Here is a 19,290-nt window from a genome sequence, read left to right as displayed (position 1 = left end):
TTCCCTGGTTCACCGAGGAGAACGGGTGGCGTGAGCCGCCGTTCTCCGGAGGGACGTGATGGTTCGTCGTCTCTTCATTGCGATGTTCTTGGCGGCGTCGATGGTGCTCGGGTCGACCGCCCTGTCCGTCGCCCAGGACGCAGACACGTCCGCTTTCCGCGACATCGCGGTCGGCAAGGACTATCGGCTCCGTGTCGCGGCGGCGCTGTCGCTCAGCAGGTCGAAGAGCCCCGGCGCGCGGCCCGCCCTCGAGAAGGCGCTCAGGGATCCGCACCCGGCGGTGCGCGCGTCGGCCGCGGCGGCGCTCGGCGCGCTGGGCAACCCCGCGGCGGTCCCGGCGCTCAAGGCGGCGCTCAACCTCGAGCCTGCCCCCAACCTGAAGCGCCCGATCGCGGCCGCCATCGAGAAGCTGTCGCGCTCGTCGTCCAGGGCGCGCTTCCTGGTCAGCCTGGGCAAGTTCGAGAACCGCTCCGGCGTGAAGGACGCGAAGCTCGGATCGCAGCTCAAGCAGCAGACGCGCAACCGCGTGGCGCAGTTCGCCGACATCGAGATCGTGGCCGACGGCACGGACTTGGCTGCGGAAGGCAAGAGCCGCAAGCTGCCGGCCTTCACGCTGGACGGCTCGGTCACGCACCTGAGCAAGCGCCATGGGGCGGACGGGGTCGGCTTCGCCGCCAAGGTCGAGTACGTGATCCGCGAGATGCCGAGCCAGACGCTGAAGGGCTCGATGACCGGCTCGGCCCAGGCGCTCGCCGAGGCGAAGCGCGTCCAGGGCCTGAGGGAGCTCGCCCAGCTGCAGAGCGACGCCGTCGCGGGCGCGATCGAGAGCGCGCTCCAGAGGGCGCCGCTCGCCCTCGAGGCCGCCTCCGGCAGCAGCGTCGTCGCCTCCGGCCGCTGACCCGGCGGTCCCGCCTCGCCGGCGTGGGCCGGCGCGCCCAGCGGGCCCGGCGCGGGCCGGCTCGCACGCCGGCCCGGCGCAAACCGGCCCGGCGCGCGCGTCTTCGGCGGCGGCGTCGCGGGCGCGCGTCGAGCAGGCGGAAGCCGCTCTCCGGTCGTGCTAGACCGCGCGTCCTCCTATGTCCATCGCAACGCCTGCCAGCTCTGACCTGCTCCGCCGCACATTCCTCGAGTTCTTCGCCCAGCGCGGGCACGAGATCGTCCCGAGCGCGCCGCTCGTGCCCCAGAACGATCCGACGCTGATGTTCGTGAACGCGGGCATGGTGCAGTTCAAGGACGTCTTCACGGGCAAGGACAGGCGCCCGTACCAGCGCGCCGCATCGAGCCAGAAGTGCATCCGGATCAGCGGCAAGCACAACGATCTCGAGAACGTCGGCGTCACCGCGCGCCACCAGACGTTCTTCGAGATGCTCGGCAACTTCAGCTTTGGCGACTACTTCAAGGAAGACGCGATCGCCTTCGCCTGGGAGCTCCTGACGAAGGTCTACGATATCTCGCCGTCGCGGCTCGTGGTCACCATCTACAACGGCGAGGGGGGCTTCCCGGCCGACGACGAGGCCGCGGCGATCTGGCGCAAGGTCACGGGCTTCGGCGACGACCGGATCCTCCGGCTCGGCCTGGCCGACAACTTCTGGACGATGGGTGACGTCGGCCCGTGCGGCCCCTGCTCGGAGATCCACTTCTTCCACGGGAAGGAGCCCGACGTCGCGCGCTTCGGCGAGGAGCCGCGCATCGACGGCACGGGCTGGACCGAGATCTGGAACAACGTGTTCATGCAGTACGAGCGCATCGAGAAGGACGGCCCGCTCGTGCCCCTGCCGGCGCCGAGCATCGACACCGGCATGGGCCTGGAGCGGCTCGCGAGCGTGCTCCAGGGCGTGACGTCGAACTACGACACGGACCTGCTCCGCGGGCTCGTCGACAAGGCCGCCGAGCTCAGCGGCAAGCCGTACACGGGGGGCAGCGCCGACGACGACGTGTCGATGCGGGTCATCGCGGATCACGCGCGGACGGCCGCGTTCCTGATGGCCGAGGGGGTGATGCCCGAGCGGCAGCGGCGCGAGTACGTACTCCGCCGGGTGATGCGCCGCGCGATCCGCCACGGGCACCGGCTCGGGATCGAGCGGCCGTTCCTTCACGAGGTCGCGCTCGAGGTGGTCCGCCGGATGGGCGAGACGTACCCCGAGCTCCGCGACCGGCGAGAGCTCATCGCCCGCGTCACCGAGGACGAGGAGGTCCGCTTCCGCTCCACGCTGAAGCGCGGGATGAAGATCCTCGACGAGCGCTTCGACGAGATGCGCTCGTCCGGCGAGCGGACGCTCCCGGCCGCCGCCGCGGCCGATCTCTACACCACCTATGGCTTTCCGCTCGATCTGACCCAGGTCATCTGCGCGGAGTCGAACTTCGGCGTCGACGTCCAGGGGGCCGAGGCGATCATCAAGGGCGCCGGCGAGGCGGACGGCCCGATCGATCCGACAGCCGCGGTGGACCCAGCGCACCGCGAGGCCCGCGCCAAGCTCGCGCAGCCGGTGGTGTTCACGGGTTACGAGCACGAGGAGGGCGACAGCGAGATCGTCGCGATCGTCCGGGTCGACGTCCAGGGCGAAGGCGACCGGGCGCGCAAGGTCCGTGCGCTGGTCGAGCGCGCGGAGGCGGGGGCGACGGTCGAGATCGTCGTGCGCGAGACGCCGTTCTACGCCGAGTCGGGCGGTCAGGTCGGCGACATCGGCGAGGTGACGGCGGACGGGGCGCGCGTCGAGGTGAAGGACACGCAGAAGCCGCTCGCCGGGCTGGTCGTGCACGAGGGCGTGGTCAGCGAGGGGGCGCTCGCCGTGGGGCAGCGCGTCCACCTGACGGTGGACCACGCGGCGCGGTCGGCGACGCGGCGCAACCACTCGGCCACCCACGTCCTGCACTGGGCGCTGCGCAAGGTGCTCGGTGAGCACGCGCAGCAGAAGGGCTCGCGGGTCGGCCCGGACGTCCTCCGCTTCGACTTCACGCACAACCGGCCCCTCACCCGTGAGGAGATCTCGCGGATCGAGGATCTGGTGAACGAGAAGATCCTGACGAACGCGAAGGTGACGACCGAGATCCTGCCGATGGACGAGGCGCGGCGGCGGGGCGCGATGGCGATCTTCGAGGAGAAGTACGGCGACACGGTGCGAATGCTCACGATGACGCCCGAGGTGGTGGAGCTCTGCGGCGGCACGCACGCGTGCGCGCTGGGGGACATCGGGCTGTTCAAGATCACGAGCGAGGGCGGCGTGGCCGCGGGCGTGCGGCGGATCCTCGCGTCGACGGGGCTGAACGCGCTCGCGTACGCGCGGGGCGTCGAGGCCGAGCTCGCCCGGGCGCGCCAGGTAGCGAAGGCGCAGGGCGGCGATCTCGCTGAGAAGATCGGGAAGATCGTGGCGCACGAGCGAGAGCTCGAGAAGAAGGTCGCCGAGCTCGAGCGACGGATCCTGGAGGGGGCGGGCCCTGCGCAGGGCGGCGGCGGCGGCGGCGGCATCGACGCGATGCTGGACGGCGCCCGGGACATCGCCGGGATCAAGGTGCTCGCGCGCCGGGTGCCGGACGGCACCAACCCGGGCGCGCTGCGCGATCTCGCGGAGAAGCTGCGCGACAAGCTCGGCGATCGCTCGGCGGTGCTGCTCGGCGCGGTCGTGGGCGACAAGGCGCAGCTCGCCGTGATGCTCTCGAAGTCCGCGACCGAGCGGCTCAAGGCCGGCGAGCTCATCAAGCCGATCGCCCGCATCGTGGGCGGCTCCGGCGGCGGCCGCCCGGACATGGCGCAGGCCGGCGGGACCGACGTGGCGCAGCTCGATGCGGCGATCGCGGCGCTCTACACCGAGGTCGAGCGGGCGCTCGCGCCGTAGCGCGCGTTGCCTGCGCCCTGCCGGGACAGTCGTTCAGGCGTCACGCCACTTGGTGCGGGCGAGCGGGAGCAGCTTCGGGGCCTTCCCGCCCCGCGCGGGGCGCGCCGGCAGCCGCGCTGGTTCGCCCGGCGCGGCCGCCCGGGGCCGCGCGCCGCGGGCATGAGCGCCGATGGTCGCGCGCACGATCGGCGGCAGGAACACGGACTCCAGATCGACGCGCGCGAGCGCGGCCGCGACCGTGGCGATACGATCCGGCAGCGACGCGTTGGCGTCGACCAGGATGATCCGCCGGCCGAGCACCGTGCAGAGCCCGCCCCGCGGATTGCGCGCGTCCGACAGGTGCGGATCGAACGCTTCCATCCTGACGGCGATGCCGACCTTGTCCGCCGCCAGGGTGAGCTCGTCGAGCAACCGCGAAAGCTCCACCCACATAGCGTAACCCTCCTGTCCGGCAGATGGCAAAGCGCAAAAGCGCTGTTGCCCGCGCCGCGCCGCGCCACCGCTGGCCGGGCGAGCCGCGGCCGTGACGACCGCGCGACGATCGGGGTGCGCCGTCCAGGAGCGCCCGTCCACGCCCGGTTACACGCGGTTGGGCGTGGTTGCGCACGGTTACGCTTGATTGCGCATGATTACGCGCGGTTACGCATGATCACGCGCGGTTGCGCATGATTGCGCGCGGTCATGTACGGTGATGCCCGGTCCGTCCGCCGCGCTCCGGCCAATCGCTTCCTCCATCATCGCATGGCGCTCCTCGGCCGCGCGGTGGTGGTGCGGTCGTGCGGCGATGCGGTGAGTTGAGGGAGAGCCTTCGACTCCTGGACTCCCGGACCTATCGACACACTCAACACCTCAACGGATCAACGCATCAACTCCTCTTCTCCCGTGGTCTTCTCCCGTGCTCCGGACTGGCGACATCCGCTCACGAGCCACATCGATGCTCGTCCAGGGGCCCGCGCGCGCCGTTGACTGCGCGCCGAGCGTTCATCCAGGCTGCCGTTGCCGGCCGCCGCGCGCTCGCCTCGGCGCGGCGCCCGGTCGATCCGGGCCTCGCGCCGCCCGGCCCCCGGTTCCGTGCCCTAGAGGTCGGTCAGCGGCTTCTCTTGAGCCGGATCGCGCGTCCCGTTGACCGCCGTTTCCGAGCATGCTACGAGCAGGCCGTTCCGCGCGTCGTGGTCGAGTGGGAGCGAATGTGCGTTTCCCGGCTGCGGTGGGGTATCCCGCGCGCTTCGTCAGCCACTTTGGACGGGGCGGCCGCGATGGGGACGACGAGGGCGCCCGCCGGGCGGCGCGCCCGAAGGGCGAACAAAGATGACGTTCACGGATGCAGCCGCCGAGGTGCTTCGCCTCATCGGTAGACCGCTTCACTATAAAGAGATCACCGATATCGCGATCGAGAAGAACCTCCTTAGCCACGTTGGAAAGAGCCCAGAGGTGACGATGGGCGCCCGCCTGGCGGCGACGTTGAAGAAGGACACGGCGGACAACCCCCTGGTGCGCGTGAAGCCGGGCGTGTTCGCGCTGCGCGAGTGGGACGAGAAGACCATCAAGTCCGGGCTCGACGGCAAGAAGGCGAAGCGCGGCGGAAAGCCCGAGGCGGCCAAGGCGCGCAAGGACGAGGAGCAGCCGACCCTGTTCGATGCGGGCGCCGACGACGACGCGGTGGAAGAGAGCGATCTTGGCGCTCCCGCGGAGCTCGAGGCGGAGCGCGGCGCGGTCGAGGTCGAGGGCAGAGCCGCCGCCGCGGCGGCGCAGGCTGCGCCTGCGATCGACGATGAGGACGAGGACGACGAGAAGGTCGCGGCCGGCGCGACGAGCGCGGCCGGGCTGAACGGCGTGGAGATCGCGGCAGCGCGCGAGCCCGTGCCGCCGCCGGCGCCGTCGTCCCCGCGCGCCGCGAGCACGTACATCGACGAGGAAGAGGGCGAGCTCGACGACGCGGAGCCGCCGGGCCCGGACGAGGCGATGCGGGCCGAGGCCGTCGCCGGCGCCGCGGAGCTCTTCGACGAAGAGGACGACGACGATCAGCCGATCCTCGGCGGCGAGGACCGCGCGACGCCCGGCTCGTCGGGCGAGCAGGGCGAGGGCCGCCGCCGCCGCCGCCGTCGCCGCCGCGGCCGCGGGACCGCGGAGGCCAACCCGAGCACCGGTGGGCTGCCTTCCTACGTCGCGACGCCGGTGTTCGAGGCGCGGCGCGAGAACGGCCGCGAGCCGCCGCGCTCCGACCGGACCGAGCGCTTCGATCGCCCCGAGCGAGGCGAGCGCACCGACCGGGTCGAGCGCACCGACCGGGTCGAGCGCACCGACCGGGTCGAGCGCACCGACCGAGCGGACCGCCCCGACAGCTTCGGCGCCGAGCCCGTCTACCGCGGTCCGCAGGTCATCGAGCTCACGGGCGGCGAAGGGCACGCGCTCGACGACCTCGCCGGCCGTGATCTCGCCGATGCGGTCGCCGGGATCCTCTCGACCTTCGATCGGAACGCGGGCGCGGTCTCGCTCCGGCAGATCGCCGAGACGGCGCAGCGCCGCGGCCGCCTCGCCGGCGACGTGCAGCTCGTGCAGTCCCAGGTCGCGGCCGCCGTGCGCGCCGACAACGCGCGCCGCATCGCCGCGGGGCAGCGGCCCCGCTTCCGCTTCGCCGGCGGCAGGATCGCGCTGACGGACTGGCTGCTGCCGGGCGACCTGGCGCGGCTGGAGCAGGAGGCGCTCGCCGCGGTGGAGCGCTACCGCGATGCCGCGCGGCGCGCCTTCGTGCGCAAGCTCTCCGAGCTCCCGGGCCATGCCTTCGTCGAGATCTGCGTCCTCGCCCTCGAGCGCATCGGCATCGGCCAGCTGCGCGCGGTGCGCCGCGCCGGGGCGCCGGGCGGCGAGAGCCACTTCTCCGGCGCGCTCCGCACGGCGGGTGATGAGATCAAGCTCGCGCTGGTCATCCGGCGGGACGGCCGCGAGGTCGGCCGCGAGCGGGTCACCGAGCTGCGCGGCTCGCTCCACCACTACGGCCCCGCGACCGCCGGCTGGATCCTGACTGCCGGTCAGATGCTCTCCGGTGCGCGCGAAGAGGCCGCGATCGTGGGGACCGCGCCCATCTCCCTCTTCGATGGGCTCGCGGTGGCTCGCCTCTGCGAGGACAACGACGTCGCCGTCCTCCGCGCCCGCCTCCCGATCGCGATCCCCGACGTCGATCTGCTCGAGGCGCTCCGGGCGTCCTGATCCCGCTCGCGCGCGTCCGGCCGGGGGCTCGCTCCGGGCCGGACGCGCGGCCGTCCTCGCCGCCGTCTTCCGGGCCTCGGCCCTCCCTCGACAACCCTCCTCCACGGCCACGCCCCTCGCGCCGCTCCGGCGGATGGGCCCGGCGCCGCTTCCGCGGTTGACGGGCTCGGCGATCCTTGCCAGCGTCCGCGCCCATGCGCCATCGCGCGATCGCCTGGGCCGCGCCCCTCGCCGTGCTCGTGACCGGCTGTGCCTCCGTGGATCCGCCCGCGTCCCGGTTCCCGAGCGCCGACGCGGCGCTCGACCGGATGAAGGCCTCCTATGCCTGCGTGAACGGCGTCCAGGGCACCGCCAAGGTCGACCATTTCTCGCGCCAGGGGCGGCTCCGCGGGGACATGTACATCCTCGCGGTCAATCCGGATCGGGTGCGCTTCGACGTGGTGAGCCCGTTCGGCGCGACGCTCTTCACGCTCACGTCGAATGGCACCCAGTTCCAGATGCTCGATGTCCGGGAGAAGCAGTTCCTGCACGGGCCCGCGAGCACGTGCAACCTGGCGCGGCTCACCCAGGTGCCCATCCCCGGGCACGCCCTCGTCTCGCTGCTCCGCGGCGAGGCGCCGGTGCTCGCTCACGAGCCGCACGGCGCCTCGATAGCCTGGGACGGCGACGGGTTCTACCGTGTGCTGATCCAGGGCTCCCGCGACGCGGTGGAGGAGATCCACCTCGAGCCGCACCCCCGCGACTTTCTCGCGCCGTGGAGCCAGCAGCGCCTGCGCGTCCGCGAGGTCCGTGTCGCGCAGCGCGGGACAGACCTCTATCACGTGGAGCTGAGCCATCACGAGGCCATCCGCACCGCGCCGCCGCGCGTCGATCCGGAGGGGATCGACGATCCGATCCCGCCGAGCGGCGGCGCGTGCATGGCCGAGATCCCCCGCTCGATCCGCATGCGGGTGCCCAACACCGAGGACGACATGATCTTTCAGTACAAGGAGGCGAAGTGGAATCCGCCCCTCATCTCGGGGGCGTTCACGCAGCCGGTCCCGGGCGGCGTCGTCCGCCGCCATGTCGATTGCCAGGACTAAGGTGCTCTGAGCAGGCGCGTTCAGGTGGCTCCTGAAAGGACAAAGGACATCACGGGCGGCGCAGGCTGGCTTATGGCAGCGCTCGCCTGATGGCGTGGACGCCGCCCGTTCGAACGTCTAGACAGACGCAATCCACCTCGCCGTGGCGGGAGGAGTCGGCGATGGACGTCGAGCCGGGAACGATCGTCGGCGATAAATACCGCCTGGAAGGGCCGCTCTCGCGGGGCGGGATGGGCTCGGTGTGGCTGGCCCGGCACCTCCAGCTGGGGGCGCCGGCGGCGATCAAGTTCATGGATCCGGAGCACGCGGCCTCGCCGGAGTTCCGCGCGCGCTTCTACCGCGAGGCGCGGACCGCGGCGAACCTCGGTAGCCCGCACGTCGTGAGCGTGCAGGACTACGGGATCTGGGGGACCGTCCCGTACCTCGTCATGGAGCTGCTCCGGGGCGAGGATCTCAGCCGTCGCCTGAGGCGGGTCCGCCGCCTCTCCCTCGCCGAGGCGGCGCGCATCGCGGTCCAGACCGGCAAGGCGCTGCGCCGCGCGCACGAGTGCGGGCTCGTCCACCGCGATCTCAAGCCCGGCAACCTGTTCCTCTCGCGCGTCGACGAGGACGAGGAGATCGTCAAGATCCTCGACTTCGGCATCGCCAAGCAGCTCACCGGCAAGCTCCTCACCGACGAGACCACGAGGACCGGCGAGCTCCTGGGCTCGCCGTTCTACATGAGCCCGGAGCAGGCGCGCGGCGACAGGAACCTCGACGCGCGGAGCGACCTGTGGTCGCTCGGGGTGATCCTCTTCCGCGCGGTCACGGGCAAGCTCCCGTTCGAGGGCGACGTGCTCGGCGCGGTCCTGTCGCGCATCCTCGTCGAGCCGATCCCGCTCGCGACGCACCTCGCGCCCGACGTGCCGGCCGATCTCGACGTCTTCTTCCTGCGCGCCCTCTCGCGCGACAGAGCCCAGCGGTTCCAGTCGGCGCAGGAGATGGTGCACGCCTTCGTCGTCGCGGCGGGCGATCCGGGCATCCCGCTGCCCGTGCCCTCGGCGCCGCAGCCGGCGCCCGTGACGTCGCGCACGGGGACGCTGCTCGGGCTGTCGCCGGGCGGCGCCGGCGCGCTGGAGGGCTCAGGGGAGCTCGCCCCGCTCTCCCGACCCGGGGACCAGGGCCCGCGCCCGCGGCAGGACACGCTCGCCTCGCTGGCCGATCCGTCCCAGCCCGGCACGCTGACGGCGGCAGCGGCCGGCGAGGTGCGCGCGGACCGCAGGCCTCACGCGAGCGCGACGCTCCGCTGGCTCGTGGCGTGCGGCGCGCTGTCCGCGATCAGCGCGACGGTCGCGGTCACGGCGCTGCGGCCCGTCGGCGTGGAGGGCGCCGCGCCCCACCACGTGATCGCGCCGATCGAGCCCGAGAGCGTGAGCCCGGCTGCGCCGTCTCTGGAGGTGGTCCGCGCATCGACCCCTGTGATGGCACGCTTGCCCTTGGCCGAGGACGTGCCCGCCGCGGACGCCGCGCTGCTCGCGGCCACGGCGGATCCGGCGGCGTCCGCCGAGCGAAAGGCCCCGCCGGCTCCGTCGGCCCCGCGCCGGGGCCCGCGCCGCTCGCGCGAGATCATCGACCCCTGGCAGCGAAGGTAGCGCGCGGCCGCGCCGGTCCGACGAAGCCGGCTACGCGAGCGCGTCGCGGATGCGGCGCGGCGCGTCGGTGATGAGCCCGTCGACGCCGAGCGCCGCGAGGTCCTGCGCTTCCCGCGGGTCGTTCACGGTCCACACGTTGATCACGCGGCCCTGCCGCTTCAGGAGCGCGATGCGCTCGGGGGACGCGATCGTCCGCTCGATGTGCGCGGCGAGCGCCCCGAGCGCCGGCGCGAGGCGCACGGCCGCGTCGTGGTAGCGGCTCCGGTGCACGAGGAGCGCGCGCGGGACGGCCGGCACCAGGGCGCCGAAGGAGGCGATCATGACCGGATCGAACGACGAGACGAGCAAGGCGTGGCGCGGATCCCAGGCGCGCACGAGCCGCGCGGTCGCGAGCACGACGGCGGTGCGATCGGGCACGTCCCGCTTCATCTCGATGTTGACGGCGAGCCGAAGGCCGCGCGCGAACGCGAGCACCTCGGACAGGAGCGGCACCCGGTCGCCGCGGAGGTCGACCCGCCGGAGCTCGTCCCAGGGGAGCGCCGCGGCGGCGCGCGGGTCCGCGCCCTCGGTCACCCGCGCGAGGTCCGGGTCGTGCAGCGCCACGAGCTCGCCCGAGCCGCACACCCGCACGTCGAGCTCGATCCCGTCGGCCCCCTGCGCCGCGGCTTCCTCGAAGGCGGCGAGGGTGTTCTCCGCGGGGGCGCCCTCGCCGCGCACGCCCCGGTGCCCGAAGAGGAGCGGCGCGCGCGTGGCCGCCGCGCGTGATGACGCTGCCCGCCCCGTCTCGCGCGCGCTCCTGCGGAAGCGCTGCTCGGCCCAGGTCACCGCGCGGGCTCCCCGTCGAGCTCCTCGGCGACGGCGCGGGCCGCCTCGCGCGCGCGCTCGAGCGCGGAGAGCGGGAAGGACGCCGCGCCGACAGCCGGGTGCCCGCCCCCCTCGTAGCGGCGGCAGATGGGGGCGATGTCGCGATCGCGGGGGACGCCGCACCAGGGGTTATAGCCGACCGAGAGCTTGTAGTGCTGCTTCTGCCGGGAGAGCGTGACCGAGTACACGCAGTCCGGGTACATCGCGTACGTCATGAACTTGCCGACCGCCTCGAGCGGCGCGTCGGAGAGGTCGACGAGCACCACGCGGCCGAGCTTCCGCGCGCCGCGCTCGATGCGCGTGACGAACGTCTGCCGCGAGACGGAGAGGGGACGCCAGAGATCCTGGATGTCCGCCTCGCGCGCCACCTCGCTCACCGGCCGCTCGACGAGCCGGGGCACCACGGAGGCGAGGAACGGCCCGTCCCCGTGGTGCTCCACCACGGAGGCGAGCTGCATGATCGGCTCCTCCCGGCTCACGGCGGCCTCGGCCGTGGGGAAGCGCGCGGTGTCGATGAGGTCGGCCCACCGGATGAGCTCATCGGCGCTGGACATCTCGACGCCGAAGTGATCGCGGGCGACGTCCGCGATGAGCTTCGTGCACGAGCCGTAGGCGGCGTCGTAGAAGACGTGAGGCGCGTCGCCCGCGACCTTCGCGCGCGACGCGCCGGCGAGCGCCGCGTCGCGCTCCTCGTCCGAGCCGAACCCGGTGACGTGGTGGTCGAAGTACCACGTCAGCCTCTTCGTCGGCGTGTAGCGGAAGTCGAGGATCGCGTTCTCGTCACCGTCGAGCCACGAAGGCGGGATCATCGTCATGCCCGGGCCGTAGCCGCAGGATCGGTACCGCAGCGCGAGCGGCTCGCCGGGGCGGAGCGCCTGCATCAGGCGGGTGAACAGCGCCGCGCTCGCCATGCCGTCGAAGCAGTGACCATGCGTCGCGACGACGATGTCCCTGGGTTTCATCGGGCGAGTGGGTAGCACGACCCACGGCCGGCCGCTCGCAGGCCGAGCGCGGCGCGGCGGTTCTGGTAGGCTCCGCGCGGTGCGGCGCGCTCTCGCTCTCGTCGAACTGCATCCGTTCGGGCCGGCGCGCCGCCTGCTCGCTACGTCGCTCGCGCTCGCCGCGTCGGCGTGCGGCGGAGGCCGCGCCGAGGTCCTGCGCCCTAGCCCGCCGCCTCCGCCGGCCTCCTCGCCCGCGCCCGACGCGCCGCGGAACCCGCCGCCTCCGCGCGACGCGCCCGAGCCGGACCCGGAGGCGTCGCGCCTGTTCCTGAGCCGCGCGGCGGAGCAGCGGCCCGCGGCCAGCGCGCCGGTGCCGCGCGTGACGGCGCTCGCGCTCGCCAACACCGCGCGCGGGGAGGCGAGGGGCATGGCGCCCCTCGGCGACGTCGTGTCGCTCGCGATCGCGGAAGGGGAGAGCGCCGCGATCCCCGTGCGTGTCCCGCGCGGTGTTGGCGAGTGCGCGGTGTTCATCGCGCAGGGCGGGCTCGGCGTGATCGAGGTCGACCTCTTCGTCACGAAGGGCGCGCCGCCCGCGCTCGAGATCGTCGCCCAGGACGCGGACCGCGGGCCGGTCGCGGTGATCGGCGGCCGGGGAGCGTGCCTCTCGGCCCCCGGCGCCGCGCCGCTCGCCGTGGAGCTCCACGCGCAGGTGCGGCGCGGCGCGGGCGTCGTGCTCGTCCAGGGCTTCCGGGGCGCGCGCCCGGCCCCGCCGCCCGGCGCCGCGCCGCCCGGCGCGACCCCGCCCGACACGGCGCCGCCGAGCGCCGCGCCTCGCGTGCCGCCCCGGTAGCGCGGCGACCGCGCCGGGAGCGGGCGGCCGCGCGCTCCTCGTGCCGCGGTCCTCATTTCGCGCAACTCGTCCCGGGCGTCGGTCGACACGCCGCGTATGGCGTCGATCGAGATCCAGCCCGCAGATCCCTCCTACCCCGCGCAGCTCTGGGCCCTCGTGACGGAGACCGAGGCCGCGCCGCCGACGCTCTATCTCCGCGGCGCGCTCCCGGCGTGCCCGGGCGTCGCGATCGTCGGGACGCGCGCCGCGAGCGACGAGGCGCTCCGGTTCACCCGCGCGCTCGCCGCGGCGCTCGGCGAGGCGGGCTTCTCGATCTGGTCGGGCGGCGCGCGCGGCGTCGACGCGGCCGCGCACGAGGGCGCGCTCGACGCGCGCGCGCCGACGGTCGTCGTCGGCGGCGGCGGCCACGCGCACCCGTACCCGCGCGAGCACGCGGCGCTGTTCGCGCGCGTCCTCGCCGCGGGCGGCGCGCTGCTCGCGCGCGTCCCCGACGACACGCCGCCGCTGCCGGCGCTGTTCCTCCAGCGCAACGCGGTCCTCGCCGCGCTCACGCTCGCGACCGTCGTGGTCGAGGCGGGGATCGAGAGCGGCGCCCGCTCCGCCGCCGCGGCGGCCCGCCGCCTCGGCCGTCACCTCTGCGTCGTCCCCCACGCCCCGTGGAGCCCGCGCGGCGTGGGCTGCGCGCTGGAGCTCGTCTCCGGCGCGCGCCCTATCACGCGCGCGGCCGACGTGATCGACGTTCTCGGCGGGCAGGCGCCTCCGCCCCGCCGGCGAGCGCGGCGCTCGGCGCGCAACAGGCCGCCCGGCGGGGGCACGCTGCCGCTCCCGGAGGCCGCCTTCGGGGCGCGGACGGGCGTTTCGCCCGAGGAAAATGGGCCACCTCCGTCGATGAGCGCGGCCGAACGCGCGGTCCTCGACGCCCTGGACGCCCGGCCGGCGCACGTGGATGAGGTCTGCGAGAGGACGGGGCTTCCGCCCAGACGCGCCGTGGAGGCACTCTTGACGTTGACGCTCCAGGCCGTAGTAGTAGAGGGGCCCGCCGGGTTGTTTCGGCGGGCTCTTCGTTGAAGGGGCGCGCCGGCTCACCCTGCCCAGTGCGGTTTCGGGTGGCCGCCTCCTCGCGGGGGGGCCTCCCTCGCACCGAAGGGCGCCCCTCAATCCTCACAAGCCCGATCTCGTTGCTCAGAAGGTGGTGATGGCCAAGACGCTCGTCATCGTGGAGTCGCCGGCGAAGGCGAAGACCATCAAGAAATATCTCGGCAACGGGTACGAGGTGTTCGCCTCGAAGGGGCACGTCAAGGACCTGCCCAAAAAGCAGAACGCCGTCGACGTGCAGAACGATTTTGCCGAGACTTACGAGGTCATCGAGGGCAAGGAGAAGGTCCTGGAGGAGCTGAAGTCCGCCGCGAAGAGGGCGGACGAGGTGCTGCTGGCGACCGACCCCGATCGCGAAGGGGAGGCGATCGCGTTCCACATCTCGGAGGAGATCAAGAACCCGAAGCTGAAGGTGGCGCGGGTCGAGTTCCACGAGATCACGAAGAAGGGGGTCGACCACGGCGTCCACAACCCCCGCAAGCTCGACGAGAACCTGTACGACGCGCAGCGGGCGCGGCGCGTGCTCGACCGCATCGTCGGCTACGACGTCTCGGCGCTCGTCTGGTCGAAGCTCGCGTTCGGCCTGTCGGCGGGGCGGGTGCAGTCGGTCGCGCTGCGGCTCATCGTGGACCGCGAGCGCGAGGTCGAGGCGTTCGTCCCGGAGGAGTACTGGAACATCGCGGTCGGCCTCGGCGCGGCGAGCCCGCCGCAGCGCGCCCCGTTCGTCGCGAAGCTCGCCTCCGCCGACGGCAAGAAGCTCGAGGTGACGAACGGCGAGGTCGCGGGGAAGGTGCGCGCCGACCTCGAGACCGCCCGCTACAAGGTGGCGAAGGTCGTGCGGCGCGAGCAGAAGCGCAACCCGCCCGCCCCGTACACCACCTCGAAGCTCCAGCAGGACGCGACGAACTACCTGCACTTCGGCGCCAAGCGGACGATGCAGATCGCCCAGGCGCTCTACGAGGGCATCGACCTCAAGCGCGACGGCGGTCCGGTCGGCCTCATCACGTACATGCGTACCGACTCGACGCGCGTCAGCGACGACGCGATCGCCGAGGTGCGCGGCGTGGTCGCGAAGCGGTACGGCAAGGAGTTCGTCCCCGAGCGCCCGAACGTCTACAAGTCGAAGAAGAACGCGCAGGACGCGCACGAGGCGATCCGGCCGACGAGCGTCGAGATCCACCCGGACTCGATCAAGAAGCACCTCAAGGACGAGCAGTACAAGCTGTACAAGCTCATCTGGAACCGCTTCGTCGCCTCGCAGATGACCCCGGCGGTGTACGACCGCACGACGGTCGAGATCGACGTCGCGCCGACGATCGCGGCGCCCGCGTACCGGAGCTACCTCGCCCGGGCGACCGGGCGGATCCTCAAGTTCGCCGGCTGGCTGCAGGTGACCGAGGGCCAGCAGGAGTTCGCCGGCGAGGACGAGAGCGCAGGCGGCGCCGCCGCGGACGGCGGCGCCGCCGCGCCGGCGCCCGAGGCGACCGCCGCCGAGGCGGAGCGCGCGGCGCCGGGGCCCTCGGCCGAGGAGGACTCGGAGGCGCTCCTGCCCGACATGAAGGAGGGCGAGGCGCTCGCCGTGTCGCCCCCGGGGGTCATCACCGACCAGAAGTTTACGCAGCCGCCGCCCCGCTACAACGAGGGCTCGCTCGTGCGCGAGCTGGAGAAGCGCGGCATCGGCCGCCCGTCGACGTACGCGGAGATCATCAGCAAGGTGCAGCAGCGCGCGTACGTCGAGAAGCGGGACGGCGGCGCGTTCCAGCCGACGCTCCTCGGGAAGTTCGTGGTCGACGGGCTCGTCCGGTCGAACCTCGACATCATGGATCCGAACTTCACGGCGCAGATGGAGGAGGAGCTCGACGCGGTCGGCGCCGGCAGCCTGAAGCGCGAGCAGCTGCTCAAGACCTTCTACAAGAAGTTCAGGGAGCAGCTCGACAAGTCGAAGAAGCTCGCGCCGTGGAAGCCCGAGGCAGAGAAGACCGACATCGTCTGCGACGAGTGCGGGTCGATGATGCTCAAGAAGTGGGGCAAGAACGGCTGGTTCTTGAGCTGCGAGCGCTACCCGAAGTGCAAGGCGACGCGCGACCTGTCCGACGCGCGGGGGACCGCCGCCGTCCGCGAGACCGACATCTCGTGCGACAAGTGCGGGAAGCCGATGATCATCAAGACGGGCCGCTTCGGCGACTTCCTGTCGTGCACCGGGTACCCGGCCTGCAAGAACACGCGCCCGGTGCCGCTCGGCGTCGCGTGCCCGAGCTGCGGCGGCGATCTCATCGAGATCCGGCCCCGCAAGAAGGGCGGGCGCACCTTCTACGGCTGCTCCAACTGGAACGCCGAGCAGAAGTGCGAGTTCAAGCTCTGGCAGAAGCCGGTGCCGGTCCCATGCCCGAAGTGCAGCGCGAAGTTCGTCACCCGCACCGCTGGCAAGAAGGCGATGCTCGTCTGCGCGACGAAGGACTGCGGCTTCAAGCAGGAGATCGTCGAGGGGGAAGGGGAGGACGGCGCCGCCGACGGCACCGCCACCCCGGACGCCGCGGCGGTCGTCGCGAGCGCCGCCCCGGCGCCGGCCGCACGGCCCGCGCCGGCGGAGCCCACGCCAGCCGGCCGGCCCGAGGCCGCGCCGCAGGGCGCTGGTGCGGCCCAGGGGGCCGCCGAAAAGCCCGCGCGGGCCGTGCGCGCCCGCCGCACGGCGAGCTAAGAAGCCCGCGAGACCCCCCACCCTGGTGAGCTGTATGAACGGAGCGGAGAGCCCGCACGACGTCGTCGTCGTCGGAGGCGGCCTGGCCGGTTGCGAGGCGGCGTACCAGCTCGCGCAGCGCGGGCTGCGCGTGCGCCTCGTCGAGATGAAACCTCACCGGCGCACGCCTGCGCAGACGAGCGATCGGCTGGCCGAGCTCGTGTGCTCGAACTCGCTGCGCGGCGCCGCGCTGAGCAACGCGGTGGGGCTCCTCAAGGAGGAGCTCCGGCGCGTGGGCTCGCTCGCCTTGCGGTGCGCCGACGAGACCTCGGTGCCGGCCGGAGGCGCGCTGGCGGTCGACCGCGAGCGGTTCGCCGAGGCGATGACGCGGGCGATCGAGGCCCACCCCCGGATCACCGTCGAGCACCGGGAGGTGACGGAGATCCCCGCCGAGCGGCCCGTGATCCTCGCGACGGGGCCGCTCACCTCCGACGCGCTCGCGGCGAGCCTCGCCGCGGCCGTCGGCGCCGAGCACCTCGCCTACTACGACGCGATCGCGCCGATCGTCAGCGCCGACTCGATCGACTGGTCGCGCGTGTGGAAGCAGTCGCGCTACGGCAAGGGGGGCGCGGTCCGCGGCGAGCGGAGCGCGCAGCTGGAGCGGGCCGCGCCGCCGGAGGACGCGGCCGAGCGCCGCGACGACGCCGAGGCCGGCGACGAGGCGTACGTGAACTGCCCCTTCGACGAGGCGCAGTACAAGGCGTTCGTCCAGGCCCTCGTCGCGTCGGAGAAGGTGGAGGCCCGCGCCTTCGAGGAGGTGCGCTACTTCGAGGGGTGCCTGCCCTGCGAGGTGATGGCTGTGCGCGGCGAGCAGACGCTCGCGTTCGGGCCGATGAAGCCGGTGGGGCTCACCGATCCGCGCACCGGCCGGCGCCCCTACGCGGTGCTCCAGCTGCGCCCGGAGGACGAGGCGGCGACGGCGTACAACCTGGTCGGCTTCCAGACGCGCATGAAGTACGCCGAGCAGCTGCGGGTGTTCCGGATGGTGCCCGGCCTCGAGGAGGCCGAGTTCCTCCGCATGGGCTCCGTGCACCGCAATACCTTCGTCGACGCTCCGGCGCTCCTCGGCCCCGCGATGGAGCTCCGCGCGCTGCCGGGCGTGCACCTGGCCGGCCAGATCTCGGGCGTCGAGGGCTACGTGGAGAGCGCCGCGGCGGGGTTCGTGTGCGCGATCCTCCTCGCGCAGCAGCTGCGGAACGAGCCGCTCCGGCCGCCGCCGCCTACGACGGCGCTCGGCGGCATCCTCACGCACCTCGGCCGGAAGCAGCCCACGTATCAGCCGTCCAACATCACCTGGGCGCACATCGCGCCGCTCGATCCAGCGCACGGCAAGCTGCGCAAGCGCGCCCGCTACGAGGTGATGGCCGAGCGCGCCCTCCGCGACCTCGACGCGTGGTGGGCCGCGGGCTGACGGCGGCTCGCCGGGCGGCGGGCGGCGCGCCAATCGTGCGCGGGCTGCCCGCCGCGCGCAGGCTTGGATAGCCTGGCGGTGGTGCGCCGCGCGCCGCCCGCGCGCTTCGAGAGCCCGCCCGCGCGGACCTGCGCCCATGGAGGTAGCCGATGAAACTTCGCTTGTTCGCGCTCCTTGCGCTCGCCGTTCCTTCCGTGACGCTCCTGTCGCCGCGCGAGGCGCTCGCCTGCGGCGGGTGCTTCGCCCCGCCCACCGAGACGACGGTCGTCAACGCGCACCGGATGGTGCTCTCCGTGTCGCCCGTCCAGTCGGTGCTCTGGGATCAGATCCAGTACTCCGGCGATCCGAGCGCGTTCGGGTGGGTGCTCCCGGTGAAGCGCGGGGCGATCCTCGAGGAAGGCTCGGATGCCTGGTTCGAGACGCTCGACGCGGCCACGTCGGTGCGCATCACCGCGCCGAGCTCCACCTGCGCCCGTAGCGGCGGGGGCTGCGGCGCGACCCTCGGCTCCGCGGATGCGGCGGGGAGGGCGTTCGGCGGCGATGACGTCGTGGTGCTTCACCGCGGCACCGTCGGTCCGTACGACACCGTGACGCTCGCGACCGACACGCCCGGCGTGCTGAACGCCTGGTTCGAGAAGAACGGCTTCAACGTCGACGAGTCGACGCAGCCGATCATCGACGCCTATGTCGACGAGGGCTTCGACTTCATCGCCATCAGGCTCCAGCCGGGCAAGGACGTGAAGGAGATGACGCCGGTGCGGGTCGTCACGCCGGGGGCGAACCCCGCGCTCCCGCTCCGGATGGTCGCCGCCGGGACGGGCGCGAACGTCGCGATCACCCTCTTCACCATCAGCGAGGCACGGCTCGCCCCTGAGGGGTTCGCGGCCGCGGCCGTCCCCATCGACCTCCTCGCGTGGGACTTCGCCTCGCAGGAGTCGAACTACGGCGTGCTCCGCGAGAAGGCGATCGCGGCGGCCGACGGCGGCCGCGCGTTCCTCACCCCCTACGCGCAGCAGGGCTCGCTGTTCTCGCCCGTGTCGAGCCCCGCGGCGCCGTTCGGCGTGCGCTACACAACGAGCGGCTCGACCACCCCGGTCGACACGATCGCCGCCGCGTTCGCCCAGCAGGGGCTCGCCAACGGCGAGACCGGCGAGGTCCAGGACTCCGCGTGCGCCGTGCGCTTCGCCGAGATCGCGACCGAGAGCCGCGCCGTGGCGAACCCGTGCCCGGCCGGCGTCCCGCTGTCGGATCCGAGCTGCGGGGAGGTCGCCTCCGACCAGATCGACGCGCGCGACCTCGCGTGCGGGTCGCTCGACGACCTCGCCATCGCGATGGTCGGCCTGCACCCGAAGGACGTCTGGCTGACCCGCCTGGAGGCGAACCTGCCGCGCGCCGCGCTCGACACGGACCTGGTCCTGAGCCCCGCGCCGCAGGAGCGGGTCGACAACTGGCTGCGCGCCCGCGTCAGCGTCCACGCCGACGTGCTCTGCGGCGCGGCGATCCCGGTCCTCGACGGCGATCGCCCCTCGCGGACCCGCGGGCAGGGCACGCTCGTGGGCATGACGCTCGGCGCCCTCGCCCTCGCGGCGGCGATCGCCCGACGCGGCGCGCGCCGCCTCGCCTCCCGCCCGGCCTGACC

The 19,290-nt window shown here is 73.3% G+C and carries 13 protein-coding genes; 10 read left to right on the top strand and 3 right to left on the bottom strand.

The window, feature by feature from the left end; genetic code table 11:
• Positions 1–58 precede the first annotated feature (58 nt).
• Positions 59–898, top strand: a complete 840-nt coding sequence (locus WMF39_RS28070; RefSeq protein ID WP_437739551.1) for a HEAT repeat domain-containing protein — start codon at positions 59–61, stop codon at positions 896–898.
• Between the two features lie 178 nt (positions 899–1,076).
• On the top strand, positions 1,077–3,833 hold the full coding sequence (gene alaS, locus WMF39_RS28065) for an alanine--tRNA ligase (protein WP_437739550.1): 2,757 nt from the start codon (positions 1,077–1,079) through the stop codon (positions 3,831–3,833).
• 33 nt (positions 3,834–3,866) lie between these two features.
• On the opposite strand, the gene WMF39_RS28060 is transcribed toward alaS, so the two are convergent.
• Positions 3,867–4,265 carry a hypothetical protein gene (locus WMF39_RS28060; RefSeq protein ID WP_437739549.1) on the bottom strand — a complete coding sequence of 133 codons (399 nt, stop codon included), beginning with the start codon at positions 4,263–4,265 and terminating at the stop codon, positions 3,867–3,869.
• An 876-nt stretch (positions 4,266–5,141) separates the two neighbouring features.
• Between WMF39_RS28060 and WMF39_RS28055 the strand changes: the two genes are divergently transcribed.
• From WMF39_RS28055 to WMF39_RS28045, 3 genes are all read left to right on the top strand, one after another.
• A complete protein-coding gene (locus WMF39_RS28055; protein ID WP_437739548.1) occupies positions 5,142–7,040 on the top strand; it encodes an HTH domain-containing protein in 1,899 nt (632 codons plus the stop codon).
• A 194-nt stretch (positions 7,041–7,234) separates the two neighbouring features.
• Complete coding sequence (locus WMF39_RS28050; RefSeq protein ID WP_437739547.1) at positions 7,235–8,122, top strand: LolA family protein; 888 nt, start codon at positions 7,235–7,237, stop codon at positions 8,120–8,122.
• A gap of 161 nt (positions 8,123–8,283) precedes the next feature.
• Positions 8,284–9,753: a protein kinase domain-containing protein gene (locus WMF39_RS28045; RefSeq protein ID WP_437739546.1), complete on the top strand. Its 1,470-nt coding sequence runs from the start codon at positions 8,284–8,286 to the stop codon at positions 9,751–9,753.
• A gap of 30 nt (positions 9,754–9,783) precedes the next feature.
• Here WMF39_RS28045 and WMF39_RS28040 read toward each other — a convergent pair whose 3' ends face one another.
• The gene (locus tag WMF39_RS28040) at positions 9,784–10,578 is read right to left on the bottom strand and encodes a glycerophosphodiester phosphodiesterase (RefSeq protein WP_437739545.1); all 795 of its coding nucleotides are present in this window, start codon (positions 10,576–10,578) and stop codon (positions 9,784–9,786) included.
• Entirely contained in the window at positions 10,575–11,579 is a 1,005-nt protein-coding gene (locus WMF39_RS28035; RefSeq protein ID WP_437739544.1) for a hypothetical protein, read from the bottom strand. The genes WMF39_RS28040 and WMF39_RS28035 overlap by 4 nt, the downstream gene beginning before the upstream one ends.
• A gap of 79 nt (positions 11,580–11,658) precedes the next feature.
• On the opposite strand from WMF39_RS28035, the gene WMF39_RS28030 reads away from it, so the two are divergent.
• The 5 genes from WMF39_RS28030 (at position 11,659) to WMF39_RS28010 (ending at position 19,288) form a co-directional block, all read left to right on the top strand.
• Entirely contained in the window at positions 11,659–12,408 is a 750-nt protein-coding gene (locus WMF39_RS28030; protein WP_437739543.1) for a hypothetical protein, read from the top strand.
• 96 nt (positions 12,409–12,504) lie between these two features.
• Positions 12,505–13,476: a DNA-processing protein DprA gene (locus WMF39_RS28025; RefSeq protein ID WP_437739542.1), complete on the top strand. Its 972-nt coding sequence runs from the start codon at positions 12,505–12,507 to the stop codon at positions 13,474–13,476.
• A gap of 127 nt (positions 13,477–13,603) precedes the next feature.
• The gene (gene topA, locus WMF39_RS28020; protein ID WP_437739541.1) at positions 13,604–16,201 is read left to right on the top strand and encodes a type I DNA topoisomerase; all 2,598 of its coding nucleotides are present in this window, start codon (positions 13,604–13,606) and stop codon (positions 16,199–16,201) included.
• 34 nt (positions 16,202–16,235) lie between these two features.
• Positions 16,236–17,651, top strand: coding sequence for a methylenetetrahydrofolate--tRNA-(uracil(54)-C(5))-methyltransferase (FADH(2)-oxidizing) TrmFO (gene trmFO / locus WMF39_RS28015; protein ID WP_437739540.1), 1,416 nt, complete (start codon positions 16,236–16,238; stop codon positions 17,649–17,651).
• Positions 17,652–17,800: 149 nt separating this feature from the next.
• The gene (locus WMF39_RS28010; RefSeq protein WP_437739539.1) at positions 17,801–19,288 is read left to right on the top strand and encodes a DUF2330 domain-containing protein; all 1,488 of its coding nucleotides are present in this window, start codon (positions 17,801–17,803) and stop codon (positions 19,286–19,288) included.
• The last annotated feature ends 2 nt before the right edge of the window (positions 19,289–19,290 follow it).

This window comes from Sorangium sp. So ce1504, from assembly GCF_051521635.1.
In the GTDB taxonomy this organism is placed as follows: Bacteria; Myxococcota_A; Polyangia; order Polyangiales; family Polyangiaceae; genus Sorangium; species Sorangium cellulosum_B.
Note: the sequence above shows the minus strand (reverse complement) of the source record. Positions and strands in the feature narration are given on the sequence as shown.